General features: G+C 73.2%; 15 protein-coding genes. 7 read left to right on the top strand and 8 right to left on the bottom strand.

Annotated elements, in window-relative coordinates; translation table 11 throughout:
- Positions 1-71 precede the first annotated feature (71 nt).
- Complete coding sequence (locus J7I94_RS15600; protein WP_215167688.1) at positions 72-653, bottom strand: biotin transporter BioY; 582 nt, start codon at positions 651-653, stop codon at positions 72-74.
- 337 nt (positions 654-990) lie between these two features.
- Here J7I94_RS15600 and J7I94_RS15595 point away from each other — a divergent pair, with 337 nt between their 5' ends.
- Both J7I94_RS15595 and J7I94_RS15590 read left to right on the top strand, forming a co-directional pair.
- Positions 991-2,373 (top strand): amino acid permease, encoded by a 1,383-nt coding sequence (locus tag J7I94_RS15595; RefSeq protein ID WP_215167687.1) that lies wholly within the window; start codon positions 991-993, stop codon positions 2,371-2,373.
- Between the two features lie 177 nt (positions 2,374-2,550).
- The gene (locus J7I94_RS15590) at positions 2,551-3,192 is read left to right on the top strand and encodes a superoxide dismutase (protein ID WP_215167686.1); all 642 of its coding nucleotides are present in this window, start codon (positions 2,551-2,553) and stop codon (positions 3,190-3,192) included.
- A 136-nt stretch (positions 3,193-3,328) separates the two neighbouring features.
- On the opposite strand, the gene J7I94_RS15585 is transcribed toward J7I94_RS15590, so the two are convergent.
- A complete protein-coding gene (locus tag J7I94_RS15585; RefSeq protein WP_215167685.1) occupies positions 3,329-3,967 on the bottom strand; it encodes a DsbA family protein in 639 nt (212 codons plus the stop codon).
- 150 nt (positions 3,968-4,117) lie between these two features.
- On the opposite strand from J7I94_RS15585, the gene pepN reads away from it, so the two are divergent.
- Both pepN and J7I94_RS15575 read left to right on the top strand, forming a co-directional pair.
- Entirely contained in the window at positions 4,118-6,697 is a 2,580-nt protein-coding gene (gene pepN, locus J7I94_RS15580; protein WP_215167684.1) for an aminopeptidase N, read from the top strand.
- Between the two features lie 184 nt (positions 6,698-6,881).
- Positions 6,882-7,922 (top strand): hypothetical protein, encoded by a 1,041-nt coding sequence (locus J7I94_RS15575; RefSeq protein WP_215167683.1) that lies wholly within the window; start codon positions 6,882-6,884, stop codon positions 7,920-7,922.
- A gap of 21 nt (positions 7,923-7,943) precedes the next feature.
- On the opposite strand, the gene J7I94_RS15570 is transcribed toward J7I94_RS15575, so the two are convergent.
- The 3 genes from J7I94_RS15570 to J7I94_RS39010 form a co-directional block, all read right to left on the bottom strand.
- The gene (locus J7I94_RS15570; RefSeq protein ID WP_215167682.1) at positions 7,944-8,168 is read right to left on the bottom strand and encodes a hypothetical protein; all 225 of its coding nucleotides are present in this window, start codon (positions 8,166-8,168) and stop codon (positions 7,944-7,946) included.
- A 12-nt stretch (positions 8,169-8,180) separates the two neighbouring features.
- Entirely contained in the window at positions 8,181-10,799 is a 2,619-nt protein-coding gene (locus tag J7I94_RS15565; protein ID WP_215167681.1) for an ATP-binding protein, read from the bottom strand.
- A 170-nt stretch (positions 10,800-10,969) separates the two neighbouring features.
- Complete coding sequence (locus tag J7I94_RS39010; protein ID WP_215167680.1) at positions 10,970-11,677, bottom strand: Crp/Fnr family transcriptional regulator; 708 nt, start codon at positions 11,675-11,677, stop codon at positions 10,970-10,972.
- Positions 11,678-11,892: 215 nt separating this feature from the next.
- On the opposite strand from J7I94_RS39010, the gene J7I94_RS15555 reads away from it, so the two are divergent.
- Both J7I94_RS15555 and J7I94_RS15550 read left to right on the top strand, forming a co-directional pair.
- Positions 11,893-12,630, top strand: a complete 738-nt coding sequence (locus tag J7I94_RS15555) for a hypothetical protein (protein WP_215167679.1) — start codon at positions 11,893-11,895, stop codon at positions 12,628-12,630.
- Between the two features lie 27 nt (positions 12,631-12,657).
- Positions 12,658-13,101: a hypothetical protein gene (locus tag J7I94_RS15550; RefSeq protein WP_215167678.1), complete on the top strand. Its 444-nt coding sequence runs from the start codon at positions 12,658-12,660 to the stop codon at positions 13,099-13,101.
- Positions 13,102-13,105: 4 nt separating this feature from the next.
- Here J7I94_RS15550 and J7I94_RS15545 read toward each other — a convergent pair whose 3' ends face one another.
- Genes J7I94_RS15545 through J7I94_RS15535 form a run of 3 tightly spaced genes read right to left on the bottom strand, consistent with a single transcriptional unit; the run spans position 13,106 to position 15,532 of the window.
- Positions 13,106-14,053 carry an AraC family transcriptional regulator gene (locus J7I94_RS15545; RefSeq protein ID WP_215167677.1) on the bottom strand — a complete coding sequence of 316 codons (948 nt, stop codon included), beginning with the start codon at positions 14,051-14,053 and terminating at the stop codon, positions 13,106-13,108.
- 38 nt (positions 14,054-14,091) lie between these two features.
- Positions 14,092-15,009 carry a zinc-binding dehydrogenase gene (locus tag J7I94_RS15540; protein ID WP_215167676.1) on the bottom strand — a complete coding sequence of 306 codons (918 nt, stop codon included), beginning with the start codon at positions 15,007-15,009 and terminating at the stop codon, positions 14,092-14,094.
- A gap of 55 nt (positions 15,010-15,064) precedes the next feature.
- The gene (locus J7I94_RS15535; protein WP_215167675.1) at positions 15,065-15,532 is read right to left on the bottom strand and encodes an ATP-binding protein; all 468 of its coding nucleotides are present in this window, start codon (positions 15,530-15,532) and stop codon (positions 15,065-15,067) included.
- A 204-nt stretch (positions 15,533-15,736) separates the two neighbouring features.
- On the opposite strand from J7I94_RS15535, the gene J7I94_RS15530 reads away from it, so the two are divergent.
- Positions 15,737-16,615 (top strand): helix-turn-helix transcriptional regulator, encoded by an 879-nt coding sequence (locus tag J7I94_RS15530; RefSeq protein WP_215167674.1) that lies wholly within the window; start codon positions 15,737-15,739, stop codon positions 16,613-16,615.
- Position 16,616 lies beyond the last annotated feature (1 nt).

Here is a 16,616-nt window from a genome sequence, read left to right as displayed (position 1 = left end):
AGAGGCCCGCCGGGCCGCCGTACGGAGGTGTACGGCGGCCCGGCGGGCCTCTGCGCGGAAGCGGGCCGGCGTCAGCGCCGGTCGGCCAGCTTCCAGGCGGCGGGCAGCACGCCCATCGCCAGGGCCGCCTTCAGGGCGTCGCCGATGAGGAACGGGGTGAGGCCCGCCGCGATCGCGGCGCCGGCCGACATGCCGGTGGACAGGGCCAGGTAGGGGACGCCGACGGCGTAGATGATCGCCTCGCCGAGCAGCATCGCGCCGGCCGTCCGCCAGGCGGAGCGGTCGGCGCCGCGGCGGGCGAGGGCGCCCATGACCGAGGCGGCGAGGATCATGCCGAAGACATAGCCCAGGGACGGCAGGGACACGCCCGAACCGCCGCCCGCGAACCACGGCACGCCCGCCATGCCCACCAGCGCGTACAGCGCGAGCGAGAGGACGCCGCGGCCGGCGCCGAGGGCGGTGCCGACGAGCAGCGCGGCGAAGGTCTGGCCGGTCACCGGCACCGGCGAGCCGGGGACGGGCACGGCGATCTGGGCCGCGAGGCCGGTGAGCGCGGCGCCGCCGGCCACCAGCGCGGCGTCCCTGACCCGGGAGGCAGGGAGCAGGTCGGCGAGTACCCGGCCGGGACGGGCGAGGACGGTGGCGGTGCTCATGGGGCCTCCGCTGGGCGGTGAGGGACGGTTCGGGACACCGCGACGCTATACCGGCGCACTGACACGGATCACCGTCGGCGCCCGACAAAGGCGGGGTCGCGGAGTTGGTTGGCTTCGGACAACGGGGGCGCACCACACCGGCACGGAGGTGACACCGGTCACTGACGTGCGGTGACGTACCTCCCCGGACCGCCGTCGAGTGACCGGAACACCACGCTCCGGAATTCTCCATTCCGGATACTGGTCAGTCACTTCGGGGGACCGCGCGTACGCCCAGACTGTTGTCGTTTTGCCCCCCTCGCATTTACCCCCTCGCAGCAAGGGACGAGCCGCGCCCATGCCCAGCACCACCACCGATCTGCCGTCGGGGACCGCCGACGGCGTCTCGCTCTCCCACGGTCTCAAGCAGCGCCATCTGTCGATGATCGCCCTCGGCGGGGTGATCGGCGCGGGGCTGTTCGTCGGCTCCGGGGCCGGCATCGCCGCCGCCGGGCCGTCGATCGTCGTCGCCTACGCCGTCTCCGGCCTGCTCGTGATGCTGGTGATGCGGATGCTCGGCGAGATGTCCGCCGCGTATCCCTCGTCGGGCACCTTCTCCGCGCACGCCGAGCGGGCGATCGGCCCCTGGGCCGGGTTCACGGCGGGCTGGGCGTTCTGGGTGCTGCTGTGCACGGCCGTCGGCCTGGAGGGCATCGGCGCCGCGCAGATCGTCCACGGCTGGCTGCCGGGCACGCCCGAGTGGGCCTGGGTGGCGCTGTTCATGGTGGTGTTCTGCGGGACGAACCTGGCCGCCGTGAAGAACTTCGGCGAGTTCGAGTTCTGGTTCGCAGCGCTCAAGGTCGGCGCGATCTCGCTGTTCCTGGTGCTGGGCGTGCTGGCGGTCGCCGGCGTCCTGCCGGGCACCGACTCCCCCGGCGCCTCCCACCTGGGCGACTTCCTGCCCAACGGCGGCAACGGTCTGATCATCGGCCTGCTCGCCTCGGTCTTCGCCTACGGCGGTCTGGAGACGGTGACCATCGCGGCGGCCGAGTCGGAGAACCCGGTCAAGGGCGTGGCGAGCGCCGTGCGGACGGCGATGTGGCGGATCGCGCTGTTCTACATCGGCTCGATGGCGGTCATCGTCACCCTGGTCCCCTGGGACTCCCCGGAGGTGGTGGAGAAGGGCCCGTACGTCGCCGCCCTCGACGAACTCGGCATCCCCGGCGCCGGCCAGCTCATGAACGTCGTCGTGCTGGTCGCGCTGCTGAGCGCGATGAACGCCAACATCTACGGCGCCTCCCGCATCGGCTACTCGCTGGTCGAGCGCGGCCAGGGGCCGAAGGCGCTGGGCCGGGTGTCGGGCGGGGTGCCGCGGGTCGCGGTGCTGGTCTCCTCGCTCTTCGGCTTCGGCTGCGTACTGCTGAGCTACTGGCGGCCGGACGACGTCTTCGCCTGGCTGCTGAACATGATCGGCGCGGTCATCCTGGTCGTCTGGATCTTCATCGCCGTCTCCCAGCTGCGGCTGCGGCGCCGTCTGGAGCGGGAGGCGCCCGAGAAGCTGGTGGTGCGCATGTGGGCGTACCCGTGGCTGACCTGGGTGGCGCTGGCGGGCATGGCCGCGGTGTTCGTCCTGATGGCCCGCGAGCCGGACACGCGGGTGCAGTTGTACTCGACGGGCGCCATGACGCTGGTCCTGGCGGCCACCGGCTACGCCCGGCAGCGGCGGCGGACGCGCGGCTAGCCACCGCCCGGAGCTTCGCGAGGGCCCCCGTACGGACAGCGTTCCGTACGGGGGCCCTTCCGTGTTCCGGCGGCACACCAGGGAAATCCTCCCCTCCGATCCCCCTGGCCGAACTCTTGCTGCTAGCGTGCACTTGCAAGCCTTTTGCAATAAGAGGTCGAAGGGGATCGGTCCGTCATGCCCGTGTACACGCTTCCTGAACTGCCGTACGACTACTCCGCGCTGGCCCCCGTGATCAGCCCCGAGATCATCGAGCTGCACCACGACAAGCACCACGCGGCCTATGTGAAGGGCGCCAACGACACCCTGGAGCAGCTCGCCGAGGCGCGGGACAAGGAGCAGTGGGGATCGATCAACGGCCTGGAGAAGAACCTCGGCTTCCACCTCTCCGGCCACATCCTGCACTCGATCTACTGGCACAACATGACCGGCGACGGCGGCGGCGAACCCCTGGCCGCCGACGGCGTCGGCGACCTCGCGGACGCCATCGCCGAGTCCTTCGGCTCCTTCGCCGGCTTCAAGGCGCAGCTCACGAAGGCCGCCGCCACGACGCAGGGCTCCGGCTGGGGCGTGCTCGCCCATGAGCCGCTGAGCGGCCGGCTGATCGTCGAGCAGGTCTACGACCACCAGGGCAACGTCGGCCAGGGGTCGGTCCCGATCCTGGTCTTCGACGCCTGGGAGCACGCCTTCTACCTCCAGTACAAGAACCAGAAGGTCGACTTCATCGACGCCATGTGGGCGGTCGTGAACTGGCAGGACGTGGCCCGGCGTTACGAGGCGGCCAGGTCCCGCACCGACGTGCTGCTGCTGGCGCCCTGAGGCCCGGCCAGGGTGAAGCGTCCTGCCTCGTGATCGTCTTCTCACCCTTCGCGACGGCAGGCGGAAAAAGGGGAACCCCCGTGAGGACGTGACTCACGGGGGTTCTTCCGGTGTCGGCCGCGCGGGCCGGCAGTGATCACAGGTTGCTGAAGTCCGGGCCCTTGGTGCGGGTGCGCTTGATCTCGTAGAAGCCGGGGACCGAGGCGACCGCCAGGGTGCCGTCCCAGAGGCGGGCGGCCTCCTCGCCCTTGGGGGCGGGGGTGACGACCGGGCCGAAGAAGGCGAGCTGCTCGCCGTCGGCGCCGGGGACGGCGATGACCGGGGTGCCGACCTCCTGGCCGACCTTCTCGATGCCCTCCTTGTGGGAGGCGCGCAGCTCGGGCTCGTAGGGGGTGGCGTCCCAGTGCTCCATGAGGGAGAGGGGCAGGCCGGCGTCCTTGAGGGCGGCGGCGACCGTCTCCTTCTCCGGGCCCCCGCCCTCGTTGTGGATACGGGTGCCGAGGGCGGTGTAGAGGTCGCCGAGGACCTCGGCGCCGTGCTCCTGCTGGGCCGCGATGACCACCCGGACCGGGCCCCACGCCTTGGTCGCGAGCCACTCCCGGTACTCGTCGGGCAGCTCGTCGAGCTTGTCCTCGTTGAGGACGGCGAGGCTCATCAGGTGCCAGCGGACCTTGATGTCGCGCACCTTCTCCACTTCCAGCACCCAGCGGGAGGTCATCCAGGCCCAGGGGCAGGACGGGTCGAACCAGAAGTCGACGGGGGTCTTCTCCGGCATGTCTCTCCTCGTGGGACGCGCGTGCGGCAAGTGGTCTCATCCTGCAACACCGCCGCCCGTCCCGCCCATTCCCCGGCTGTCCGCCGTCAGGGGCACGTGGGAGGATCGGTGCTGTCCACATCCTGAACACGCGCCGAGGGAGTGCCGCCCGTGCCCGGTGAGAATCTGTCCCGTGACGAGGCCCGGGAGCGGGCCGCCCTGCTGTCCGTCGACGGGTACGAGGTGTCCCTCGACGTCCGCTCCGCGGTCGGAGACGCGGACGGCGCGGGGCCGCGCACCTTCCGGTCCGTCACCACGGTCCGCTTCCGCTGCAACGAGCCGGGTGCCTCCAGCTTCGCCGACCTCGTCGCGCCGAGCGTGACCGCCGTGTCCCTCAACGGCCGCGACCTCGACCCGAGCGAGGTCTTCGACGGCTCCCGGATCGCCCTGGAGGACCTGGCCGCCGACAACGAGCTGGTCGTCGACGCCCAGTGCGCGTACTCCCGTACCGGCGAGGGCCTGCACCGCTTCGTCGACCCGGAGGACGGCGAGGTCTACCTCTACACCCAGTACGAGCCGGCCGACTCCCGCCGGGTCTTCGCCAACTTCGAGCAGCCCGACCTGAAGGCGCCCTTCCGGTTCGAGGTGCGGGCGCCCGAGGAGTGGACGGTGTGGTCGGGCGGCGCCGGGGAGCGCGTGGACGGGGTGTGGCGGTTCGCGGAGACGAAGCCCGTCTCGACGTACATCACCTGCGTGGTCGCGGGGCCGTACCACTACGTGACGGACTCCTACGAGCGGACCCTCGCGGACGGGACGCGGCTGGAGATCCCGCTGGGCGCGCTGTGCCGCAAGGGGCTCGCGCCCTACTTCGACGCCGACGACGTGTTCCTGGTGACCAAGCAGGGGCTGGACTTCTTCCACGACCACTTCGACTACCCGTACCCGTTCGGCAAGTACGACCAGGCGTTCGTGCCGGAGTACAACCTCGGGGCGATGGAGAACCCGGGGCTGGTGACCTTCCGGGAGGAGTACATCTTCCGCGGGAAGGTGACGCGTTCGTCGTACGAGGGCCGCGCCAACACGATCCTGCACGAGATGGCGCACATGTGGTTCGGCGACCTGGTCACCATGGAATGGTGGGACGACCTGTGGCTGAAGGAGTCCTTCGCGGACTTCATGGGCACCTTCGCCAACGTCGGCGCGACCCGGTTCAAGGACGCCTGGATCACCTTCGCCAACCGCCGCAAGGCCTGGGCGTACCGCGCCGACCAGCTCCCCTCCACGCACCCGATCACGGCCGACATCCGTGACCTGGAGGACGCCAAGCTCAACTTCGACGGCATCACGTACGCCAAGGGCGCCTCCGTGCTCAAGCAGCTCGTGGCGTACGTCGGCCAGGACGCGTTCCTGGAGGGCGCGCGGCGCTACTTCAAGCGGCACGCGTACGGCAACACGCGCCTGGGCGACCTGCTGTCGGTGCTGGAGGAGACCAGCGGGCGGGACATGGCGGCGTGGGCGCGGTCCTGGCTCCAGACGGCCGGGGTCAACGCGCTGACCCCGCAGGTGCTGCTCACCACCGACGGGCGGATCGACGAGCTGGCGGTGGTGCAGGAGGCCGCCGAGTCGCACCCCGAACTGCGTCCGCACCGGGTGGCGGTCGGTCTGTACCGGCGGGGCGAGGGCGGGGCGCTGGAGCGGTACGCGCGGGCCGAGGCGGACGTGGACGGGCCGCGGACGGTCGTCGCGGAGCTGGCCGGGCAGCAGGCGCCGGAGCTGGTGCTGGTCAACGACGACGACCTGACGTACTGCAAGATCCGGTTCGACACGGCCTCGCTGGCCACGCTGCGTGCCGCGCTCGGTGACATGACCGACCCGCTGGCCCGCGCGCTGTGCTGGTCGGCACTGTGGAACATGACGCGGGACGCGCTGCTGCCCGCGCGGGACTTCGTCGACCTGGTGCTGCGGTTCGCGGGGCGCGAGTCGGACATCGGCGTACTCCAGATGTTGCACGCCTGGGCCGACTCGGCGCTGACCCACTACGCCGCCCCCGCCTGGCGGGAGACCGGCGGACGGCTGCTGGCCGAGGGCGCGCTGCGGGAGCTGCGGGCGGCGGCCCCGGGCGGCGAGCCCCAGTTGGCGTGGGCGCGCTTCTTCGCGGCGGTGGCCGCCGAGGAAGCGGACCTCGCGCTGCTGCGCGGGCTGCTGGAGGGCACCGAGAAGATCGACGGCCTGGACGTGGACCAGGAGCTGCGCTGGGCGTTCCTGGAGCCGCTGGCGGCGCACGGCGCGGCGGACGAGACGGTGCTCGCCGCCGAGCTGGCCCGGGACGACACCGCGTCCGGCAAGCGCCACCAGGTGCGGTGCCTGGCCGCCCGGCCGTCGGCGGCGGTGAAGGCGCAGGCGTGGGCGCAGGTGGTGGAGTCGGACGCGCTGTCCAACGCCCTCGTCGAGGCGACGATCGCGGGCTTCGCCCAGCCCTCCCAGCGGGAGCTGACCGCGCCGTACGCGGAGAAGTACTTCGCGGTGATCGAGCGGGTGTGGAGCGAGCGGTCGATCCAGATCGGCATGGACGTGGTCCGGGGACTGTTCCCGGGGCTCCAGGACTCGCCGCAGACGCTGGCGGCCACGGACGCGTGGCTGGCGGCCCACGAGGACGCCGCGCCCGCGCTGCGGCGGCTGGTGCTGGAGGCGCGGGACGACCTGGGCAGGGCGCTGCGCGGGCAGGCGTGCGACGGGGCCTCCGCCGGCTGAGGCACACCGCTGTGCCGCCGTTACACAACCGGCGCGATCCGCCCCGTAACCCCTGGTCCGCACCTCGGCGGGCCAGGGGTTTCCGGCATCCGAACTGGCGTCCCTTAAGGCGGTCTTGTCCGGATTCGGTGGCGGTCTTGTCACAGGGGTTAAAAGAGGGCCGGGATGCGGGAAATTTCGGGTCATGACGCACAACACCCCGCTCTCGCCCCGCCCCACGCACCACCTGGCCGCCGACTCGGGGCGTGTCCTGACCGCCGCCCAGCTCCGCGCGCACGGCGTCACGGCCGCCGAGACCGACGAGCGGTGCCGGCCCGGCGGGCCCTGGCAGCGGCTGCTGCCCGGCGTCGTCCTGCTCCACCCCGGCCCGCCGACCGGCGAGGAACGGCTGCGGGCCGTGCTGCTGTACGCGGCGCCGCAGCGGGCCGCGGGCGGCGTGCCCGCGCAGCCCGGTCCGGGCGGGGAGGCCGGTGCCGGGCGGTCCGAGGCGATGATCACGGGACTGGCGGCGCTGACCCTGCACGGTGTCGCCGGCGCTCCCCCGCTGCCGTCCCTGGACACCATCGACGTCCTGGTGCCCCGGCAGCGGCGGCTGCGGTCGGCCGGCTGGGCGCGGATCGTGCGCGCGACCGCGCCGCCGGAGCCGGAGACCGTCACCGGGGTTCCCGTGGCGCCGGTCGCCCGCGCCCTGGCCGACGCGGTGGCGGTGCTGACCGACGCGGGGGCCGTGCACCGCCTGCTGACCGAGGCGGTGCGCGGCGGCCACTGCGAACCGGCGGCGGTGGTACGGGAGTTGCGGCGGGCCCGGCTGCTGAGCCGGCCGCACGTGGTGGACGCGGTGGAGTCGCTGGTGGCCGAGGGACGGGCGATCACGGAGGAGCGGCTGTACCGGATGGTGCGCGAGTACGGGCTGCCGGACCCGGTCTGGAACGTCGAGCTGCGCCTGCCCGGCGGCCCCCGCCTGGGCGGGCTGGACGCCTACTGGCCGGACCACGCGGTCGCGGTGGAACTGGACACGCGGGGCCACCGGCAGGGCGACGACGCGCAGGCGTCCCGGGCCGCCCGCAAGCGCGAGCGCCTGGAGCGGCTGGGCGTCACCGTCGTCCACCTCACCCCGCGGGAGCTGCGGGACTTCCCGGAGCAGCAGGCGGTGGTGGTGCGTACGGCGCTGATGGCGGCGGGCGACCGGGAGCCCGCCGCGTATCTCGTGGTGCTGCCCCGGTAGCCGCCCGCCGCTCCGGTGGGGTCAGTCCTCCTCGGGGGCGGGCCGGTCGAGGTACTGGTTGCCGTTCATGACGGCGTAGACGGTGGCTCCCTGGTCCGCCGTGTTGTGCATGGCCGGGCCTGCGGGCTGTGCCGTCGGCTCGGGCGTGCGGACGTCGACACGGTTGCCGTCGCCGGCCACGACGGGGCCGTGGGCGTCGCCGCCGATGTGGACGGAGTTGTGGGCGGGGGGCTTCTTGCGGGACATCGGTGGGCCTTTCTAGGAGAACCGGGTGAGGGAGAAGGTGCCGCAGGTGTAGCACTGCGTCCCTTCTTGGTACGTGGACTTCACCTCGACCGAGTACTGCGCGGTGTCCGGGTCCGTACCGAGGGTGACGGTGACCAGGGTTTCCCCGAGGGAAGCGCAGTCCCGCTCGACGTCGTACAGGGGCTGGGTGGCGCTGTAGGTGCCACCGCCGCCGGTGAACTCGGTCGTCAGGACGTCACCGCAGTAGTCCCTCCCCGTGGTCGTGTAGCTGTCCGGGCCCGACTCCTCGAACTCGATCATGCTTCCGTCGGCGAGCTGCCAGATGCCCGCGAGTCCGGTCGGCTCCGGCTCGGGCTCCGGGGTCGGGGTCTCCTCCTCGTAGAGGTCCGTCTCCTGGTCGTAGACGCTCGTGTCCGGCGTGTAGGTGGGCGTGTAGGTGGCGGTGGACGAGTAGCTCGGGGTCGTCGCGGCGCTGTGCGAGCTGTTCTGCGCGTCCTGGTACTGGTCGACGGCGACGCCGCCGATGACGACGGCGGCGACGGCCGCGGCCACCTTGAGGACCGCGGCGGCTCCCGTGCTCATCGGTGCGGCTCCGGCGCCCGCGGCGCCCGCGCCCGAGTGCGTGGCCGCGGTGTGCGCGGCGTGCGCGGTGGACAGGTCGGGGGGCGGGGTCGTCGCGCTGGACAGGGAGTAGGGGTCGGTGCCGGTCGGCGGGCCCGACGGGCTCGACGCGTGCGCGAACGAGGGATCGGCGCCGGGCGGGTCGGCCGGGTGCGCGGACGTCGCGTGGGCGTCCGGCACGTTCACCGACTGGGCGGACGCCGGGTCGAAAGCCGACGTGTCCATCGGCTGGGCGGACGTCGGGTCGGTGCCCGGCGCGTCCATCGGCTGGGCGGATACCGAGTCGGCGCCCGACGCGTCCATCGGCTGCGCGGACACCGGATCGGCGCCCGACGCGTCCGCCGGCTGCGCGGACACCGGATCGGCGCCCGACGCGTCCGCCGGCTGCGCGGACGTCGGCTCCAGGGAGGGCGGGTCGGTCGTGACGGGCTCGGTGCCGCCGCCGTCGGGCGACGGGGCGGGCGGTGTCGGGTCGGTCGGCGGGGGCTGTTGGGGCAGGTACTGCTGGGCCGCCTGCGCCGCCTCCGCGCCCTGCGTGTCGCCCAGGTCGTGCCACAGCTTGGCCGCTCCGGCCAGGAGCACCCCCGCGGCGACCCGGTTGCCGGTCAGGACCGCGTGGATGCCCTGCTCGTGCGTGAAGTACGCCTCCGCCCACCGGTCCTCGGCCCGCCGTGCCGCGGGCAGGCCCCGGTCGAGGAGGCGGCCCCAGACGCCGAGGCGCAGGGAGCGGGCGAGGGCCGGGGAGGCGGCCCGGGCGACCCGGACGGCGAGGTCGGGGCGGCCGGCCCGTACCGCGAGGTCCGCGACCCGCTCCAGGGCGCCGTTGTGCGCGGCGACCTGGGCGGCGCTCGTCGCCGCCTGCCCGGCCCACCGCGCGAAGTGGTGGCACAGCTGCTCCACGGAGAACGGCGCGGGTCCGCCGTGCTCCCGCAGCGCCGGTACGACGTCCGTCACCACCCGGTAGCCCCGCTCCGTCTCCTCGGCCAGGCCGAGCCTGGAGAGCGACGCGCACAGCGCCCCGGGGTCCGGGGCGCCGTCGAGCAGGCCGAAGTGGACGGGGTCGAGTTCGGCGCCCACGATGGCCAGCAGGTGCAGGGCCCGCCGGGCCGGCGCGTCGAGCCCGGCGAGCAGCCGGGGCAGCAGTTCGGCCACCGCGCCGGGCCGGGGCAGCGCGCCCTGGCCCGACGGGTCGAGCCGGGCCAGGGCCGCCGCCCGCAGCAGCGGCAGCGGACGGCCGGCCGCGGCCTCCCACAGGGACGCGGCGATGTCCTGTTCGTCGGCCTCGACCACGTGCCGGCCCAGTTCCCGGCCCAGCAGTTCCATCGCCGCGTCCAGGTCGATGCCGGTCAGCCGCCGCGCCGTGCCGTCGGTCCCGCTGAGCGAACCCTCCCGCGAGGCCAGGACGAACGTGGCGTCGGGCGCCGTGTCCATGAAGGCGCGCAGCCGCGGGGCCGGGTAGTCGGCGTTGTCGACGTACACCGTCGGTCTGAGGCCGGTCATCAGGTGGCGCAGGTCGCTGCTGGAGGGGGCGTAACCGCTGGTCTCGTAGCAGGCCTCGAACATGTCCTGGGCGAGGTCCTCCGGTTCGCGCCGGGCGGCGTCGAGGAAGATCACCCCGTCCTCGCCCGGCGGGAGGGCGCGGGCGGCGTAGCGCAGCAGCGCGCTCTTGCCGACGCCGGGCTCTCCCCACAGCTGCACCGTCTCACCGGCCGCGACGGCGGCGGCGATCGCGGCGAGTTCGGCCTCCCGGCCGAGCGGCGCGCGCTGCCGGCGCGGGAGCAGCGCCACCGTGCCGCGGCGCCCCGGCCGCGGCCGTCGGCGCTCCATGAGCACGGTCACCGTGGACCCGTGGTCCGCGTCGATGACCAGGTTGTTGGAGCCCACCACCACCGGCGCGTTGGCGTCCCCGCCGATGTCCGCCCGGTTGTCGCCGCGCGCGTCGTCCTCGTCCGTGTTGTCGGCATTGTCGGCGTTGTCGGCGTTGTCGGCATTGTCGGCGTTGTCGGCCATTCCCTCACCCCGTTGTCGTGCCGTCGATCCGTGGAACGAGCCGTCACGCTAGTCCCGTGCGCCGACCTGGCCACCGTAGAAATACGGTTTCCCGGCGGGACCCCCCACGGTCGGCACCCGTCCCTCACAACTGGGGGCGCCGCACTCCGGTCACCGCGGAGAAACGGAACTCAGTGGTCCGCGTAGGCGATGGCGTGCAGGCGCCGCAGGTCGTCGACGCGGATGGAGCGGTAGCCGGGGGTGACCACCGCCGTCTCCCGGAACCGGCGCAGCGTCTTGTGCACACTGGGTTCGGAGGCGCCCGCGAGCGTCGCCAGTTCCTGCTGGGTGATCGGCCAGCGGATCTCGGCGCCCGCGCCGCTGCGTTCGCCGTAGGCCAGCGCCAGGTGGTGCAGGACGCGGGCCACGCGGGTGGCCGCGTCGCAGCCGGTGAAGGTGACCCGGTGGGTGGTGGCGGCGCGCAGCTTGGCGACGACGGCCTGCTGGAGGGCGTGGGCGATCCGGTGCTCGGTGCGGGTGCAGGCGTCGAGGCCGGCCCGGGTGACGCTGCGCGCGAGCACCGGTCCGCAGGCGGTCACCGTGGCCGAGCGGGGGCGTCCGTCGACCGCGGCGAACTCGCCGACGACGTCCCCGCCCACCCGTACGGCCAGCAGGGCGTCGCGCCCGTCGTCGGCGTGCGCGGTGACCTTGACCAGGCCGTCGAGCAGGATCAGTACGTGGTCCGTGCGGTCCCCCTCGCGCAGCAGCACCCGGCCGGCCGGGTACGACACCCGCGTCCCCAGTTCCAGCAGCCGCCGCCGGTCGGCCGGGCCGAGGCCGCCGAGCAGGGTCGACGGCGGCCAGTCGCCGTCCGCGCGGTCCGGGTGCCCTGCCTTCATGGTCTCCGCCTCCTTGACGGGTCCGGTGGTGCCGCCCGGACCAGTGTGCGCACCGGAAAGTCTCCGGAACCCCACAACTCCTCGTATTCCTACGAGTTGTTCGCACGGCCCCCGCGCCACACTGGGACGCGGGGGAGCCGACGCGGGGCCCGTCACACGTGCGGGCTCCGCGCCGCGCCCCGCGCCACCGATCGCCGAGAAGGGCCGCTTGCCGCATGGAAGAGCAGTGGGAGTACCGGGCCGTGCTGGCCGTGGACATCGAGAAGTCGTCCGGGCGGGGCAACGTGCCGCTGCTGGAGAACCGGGAGACGCTGCGGTCGGTGCTGCGTGCGGCCTGCGCGCGTGGCGGTGTCGACTGGGAGGCGTGTGCGCGCGCCGACCTGGGCGACGGGCTGCGGCTGGTCGCGCCCGCCGGGACGCGCAAGGCGAGCCTGGTCCATCCGCTCGTCCACGCGCTGGCGGACCTGCTGACCGCCCACAACAGCGCCGCCCGCGACGCGGCGACCCGCTTCCGGGTCCGCGTCGCCCTGCACGCCGGCGAGGTCTGTCTGCTGCCGGGCGGCGAGGTCGCCGGGAGCCCGCTGGAGACGCTGGCCCGGCTGCTGGACGCCCCCGCGGCGCGCGAGGCGCTGGCGGCGGCGCCGTGGCCGGTCCCCCTCTCGCTGCTGATGTCGCAGCACTTCTACGACGAGACGGTGCGGCACGGCTACGAGGGCATCGACCCGGGCCAGTTCCACCGGGTGGGCGTCGAGGTGAAGGAACTCGCCACCCACGCCTGGCTGCACACCCCCGGCTGGACCCCGGCGCTCCCGAAGCCGGGCGGGCGCGGACGGGACCGTCGGCCCGGGGGACCTGCGGGCGGCTCGACGATGGTCAACAACGCCTCGCGGGGCGGTGTCGTCAACGCCAGCCAGAACGGCGACCAGCACATCACCGTCACCCGAGGCCGCTGAGACCGGCGCAGCCGTGGAGGAGCACCGATGAACGACGAACTCACCCTCCTCGCCCAGTCGGGCGCCGCCGCGCTGGTCGCCGCCATGGCCACGGACGTGTGGCAGGAGACCCGGAACACGGTCGTCGGACTGTTCCGCCGGTCCGGCGACGGCCGGGGCGCCGCGGTGGAGCACCGGCTCGACGACGACGCCGCGCTGCTCCGGGACGCGGGGGCCCCGGACGACGTACGCCGTGTCCTGTCCGGCTACTGGTCCCTGGAGCTGGCCGCGCTGCTGCGCCGCGACCCGTCCTGCGGGCCGCTGCTGGCCCCTCTCGCCGCGGCGGCCGGTCCCGGCGCGTCCGTGCTGCGGCAGACGAACACGGCGCGGGACGGCGCGGCGGTGTTCGCCGTGCAGCAGGGCACGCAGCACGCGCACTGGGCTCCGAGGACGGGTGACAGGCCCCCGGAAACGGATGACACTTCGGGGTGAAGTGTCACCCGTTTCCGGGGGGCCTGTCGGCGCGGTGGCGGCGGAGGCGGGAGCGGTACGCGCCCGGGGGCATGCCCCGGGCGCGTCGGAAGGCGCGGCTGAAGGCGTGCGGGGAGGCGTAGCCGACGGCGCCGGAGATCGACTCGACCGGCTCGTCGGTGTCGCGGAGCCGGACGGAGGCCAGGTCGACGCGCCACTGCGTCACGTAGGCGCCCGGCGTCTGTCCGAGGGCGGCCCGGAACCGCCGGGTCAGCGTCGCCCGGGAGACGCTCGTCGCGGCGGCCAGGGTCTCCGTCGTCCAGGGGTGTTCCGGCCGGGCGTGGACCTGTGCCAGGGCGTCGCGCACGACCGGGTCGCGCATCGCGCCCAGCCATGAGCCGGACCGCTCCTGCGGGTGGCGGGCCAGCCAGGCGCGTACGAACTGGACGAGCAGCAGGTCGACGATGCTGTTGACGGCGGCGGTGGTGCCGATCTGGGGCTGCGCGAGTTCCGCCGTGAGCAGTTCGACGGTCCTTCCGAACTGCGCGTTCTGGTCGGCTGTGACGTGCATCGGCCGGGCGAGGGAGGTCAGCACGGGGGTGCTCACCTCCGGGTCCTGCTCGTAGTGCAGGACGATCACTTCCGTCTCCGCCGGTCCCGAGCCCAGCCGCAGGGCCCGGCCGTCGCCGAACGCCCGGGCCGCCGCCTCACGGTCGCAGGAACCCATCGTCACGCCGGCGGCGCCCGCCAGACCGTGGGCGGTGCCCGGCGCCACCAGGACGGCGTCCCCGGCCCGCACCTGGAGCGGTTTCTCGCCGATGGCGTGGAGCCACATCGTGCCGCGGGCAACCACGTGCAGTGCGGCTCCCGGGTAGGAGTCCAGCCACATGCCCCAGGTCCCCCCGGCCTTCAGCACGACCCCGAGCGCCCCCCGTGCCCCCGAGACCCGCAAGACCTCCGCCAGCACGTCCATGCGCCCATTCTCCTCCGCCGCCGCAGCGGAGTTTCAGGTCACGTCGAGGACGTCACGTCGAGGACGACCTTGCCGTGCACCTTCCGCGCGAACAGCGCCCGTACGGCGTCGTCCACGTCCCGCCAGTCGCCGCGCCGTCCGACCGGTGCCGAGAGCCTGCCGGCGGCCATGAGGCCCAGCAGGTCCGTCAGTTCTCCGCCGGTCGGCGTCATGTCGCCGTAGGTGGCGATACGGCGGGGTTCGCCGAAGCCGAACAGGGTCCCCGCCGGGAACGTGGTGTCCTGTCCCGAGGAGTAGCCGACCAGGTGGACGGTGCCGCCCTCGGCGAGGGCACCCCACGCCTGGGCCAGCAGCGGCCCGCCGACCGTGTCCAGGACGAGGGCGAAGCGGCGTTCGGTCCCGGCCAGGTCGGTCAGGACCTCGTCGGCGCCCAGTTCGCGCAGTCCGGCGGCCCGCTCCGGCGAGCCGACCAGCGCCGTCACCCGGGCGCCCGCCAGCGCCGCCAACTGGACGGCGAAGTGCCCCACGCCCCCGCTGGCGCCGGTGACCAGGACGTCGCGGGCCAGCAGGGAACGCGTGCGCAGCACCCGCAGCGCGGTGACCCCGGCGATCCCCAGCGCGGCCGCGTCGGCCAGCTCCACGCCCTCGGGGACGGTGCCGAGCGAGGCGGGGCCGACCGCCACCCGCTCCGCCCACGCGTGCGGAGCCATCCCCACCGCGACGCGCGTCCCTTCGGCCGGACCCGAGCCGTCGGAGGCGGCGCGGATCACGACGCCGGACGCGTCGTGTCCGTGCACAGCGCCGGCCGGCCACTGGTCCACGTAGTTCAGCTCTCCGAAGTTGAGAGCGATGTGCCGTACCTCCACCAACGCCTCACCGGCGGACGGCACGGGTTCGTCGACATCGGCGAACCGGACGGGTCCGGCCTCGCCGTGAGCGACCACAAGGGCGCGCATAGGGGGTGCTTCCTTCTCTCGGTACAACGCCGGAACACCCGGCTCGGGACCACCCTCACGCAGGGCCGGGACGGCGACCAGTCCCGTACGGATCGATCAGTTGACGATCTGTGTCAGGCACCAGCCGCGCGCGCACCGTCTTCCCGACGTCCGCGCGCGGGAACCACTCCAGCCGCGTGGCCAGCCGCGCCACGACCAGAAGCCCCCGCCCGTCCTCGCCCTCCGCCTCCTCCCTCACCTCCGGGAGCGTCCGCACCGGGTCCGACACGTCGACGACCAGCACACCGCCCTCCAGTTCCCTCAGACGCACCCACAGTTCGTGTCCGGGCAGCCGCCCGTGCCGTACGGCGTTGCCGACCAGCTCCGAGGTGACCAGCACGGCGTCGTCGATCTCCCCGGCCCATGACCACATCGTCAGCCGACGGCGGACGTGGAGACGGGCCAGGCGGACCGTGCGGGGGGTCATGGGGTAGCCCATGGACCAGTCGTGGGTGAGGAGAGTGGGGAGATGGGGGGTGGGCATCGGTGGTCCCTTCCGTCAGCGGGTTGCCCGACCAGCGTGTTCGTCCCGCTCGCGGGGCCACAATCGAACGTCCACTGAAAATTCAGCGGCGGAGGAATTGGACTATGCCGAAATGTGCGTATGCGGCTGCGCGCGCCGCACACCCGGTGTCACACTCTGCACACGACCACAAGCACAAAGTGCTGAAGCACAAGGGCGGTGCACATGGCTGCGAAGCGCGGACGTACGGCACAACGGCTCGAACTCGGGCTGCAACTGCGCCAACTGCGCGAGAACTGCGACACCGGGCAGGGCGTCGGAATGACCCGGAGGCAAGCGGTCGTGGGCCTGCGGATCTCCGAGGCGTCCTTGCAACGCATCGAGACCGGCTCCCTCAACTTCCGCTACGTCGGGGACCTGCGGAAGCTGCTCGCCAAGTACGGCGTCACCGACGAGGAGGTCATCGAGTCGCTGATCAGCCTCAACCGGGATTCCAACCACCAGGACTGGCTGACCCAGTACCGGGGGCTCATGCCCGCGGGACTGCCCGGCTTCGTCGGACTTGAGCCAGAGGCCCGCTCGATGAAGGCCTACCATCCGACGGTCGTCTACGGCCTCCTCCAGACCCAGGCCTATGCCCTCGCCACGCACGAGTTGCACAAGCCGGTCGAGGAGTACACGTCCGAGTTCGTCCGAAGCGGTGTGGAGCTACGGATGAAGCGCCAGGAAGTGCTCACCCGGGAGGACCCCGTCAAGCTGCACGTCATCCTCGGCGAAGCGGCCCTGCGCTACCCGGTCGGGAGCGCCGAGGTGATGCGTGAGCAGTACGACCGCATCGAGGAACTGTCCACGTGGGACCACATCACCGTCCAGGTGCTGCCTTTCCGCCGGAGCTACCGCTCGACCAATGACTTCGCGATCCTCGACTTCGGTGACAGGTTCCCCCCGCGCGTCCAGGCCGACAGCGCCTGGGGGTCCGTATCGACCTCTGACAAGCCACGTGAAGTCGCCCGCTTCCAGCGCCGGTTCGATGCCATGACAGCATCAGCGTTGCCGCCCGAGGACACCCCCGAGTTCCTCAACCGACTAGACCGAGAGCTGTAAC

Source organism: Streptomyces sp. ISL-12 (assembly GCF_018614415.1).
GTDB lineage: Bacteria > Actinomycetota > Actinomycetes > Streptomycetales > Streptomycetaceae > Streptomyces.
Note: the sequence above shows the minus strand (reverse complement) of the source record. Positions and strands in the feature narration are given on the sequence as shown.

Coding starts and splice junctions, on each gene's coding strand:
- J7I94_RS15600 (WP_215167688.1), bottom strand. CDS start 653: ATGAGCACCGCCACCGTCCTCGCCCGTCCCGGCCGGGTACTCGCCGAC.
- J7I94_RS15595 (WP_215167687.1), top strand. CDS start 991: ATGCCCAGCACCACCACCGATCTGCCGTCGGGGACCGCCGACGGCGTC.
- J7I94_RS15590 (WP_215167686.1), top strand. CDS start 2,551: ATGCCCGTGTACACGCTTCCTGAACTGCCGTACGACTACTCCGCGCTG.
- J7I94_RS15585 (WP_215167685.1), bottom strand. CDS start 3,967: ATGCCGGAGAAGACCCCCGTCGACTTCTGGTTCGACCCGTCCTGCCCC.
- J7I94_RS15575 (WP_215167683.1), top strand. CDS start 6,882: ATGACGCACAACACCCCGCTCTCGCCCCGCCCCACGCACCACCTGGCC.
- J7I94_RS15570 (WP_215167682.1), bottom strand. CDS start 8,168: ATGTCCCGCAAGAAGCCCCCCGCCCACAACTCCGTCCACATCGGCGGC.
- J7I94_RS15565 (WP_215167681.1), bottom strand. CDS start 10,799: ATGGCCGACAACGCCGACAATGCCGACAACGCCGACAACGCCGACAAT.
- J7I94_RS39010 (WP_215167680.1), bottom strand. CDS start 11,677: ATGAAGGCAGGGCACCCGGACCGCGCGGACGGCGACTGGCCGCCGTCG.
- J7I94_RS15555 (WP_215167679.1), top strand. CDS start 11,893: ATGGAAGAGCAGTGGGAGTACCGGGCCGTGCTGGCCGTGGACATCGAG.
- J7I94_RS15550 (WP_215167678.1), top strand. CDS start 12,658: ATGAACGACGAACTCACCCTCCTCGCCCAGTCGGGCGCCGCCGCGCTG.
- J7I94_RS15545 (WP_215167677.1), bottom strand. CDS start 14,053: ATGGACGTGCTGGCGGAGGTCTTGCGGGTCTCGGGGGCACGGGGGGCG.
- J7I94_RS15540 (WP_215167676.1), bottom strand. CDS start 15,009: ATGCGCGCCCTTGTGGTCGCTCACGGCGAGGCCGGACCCGTCCGGTTC.
- J7I94_RS15535 (WP_215167675.1), bottom strand. CDS start 15,532: ATGCCCACCCCCCATCTCCCCACTCTCCTCACCCACGACTGGTCCATG.
- J7I94_RS15530 (WP_215167674.1), top strand. CDS start 15,737: ATGGCTGCGAAGCGCGGACGTACGGCACAACGGCTCGAACTCGGGCTG.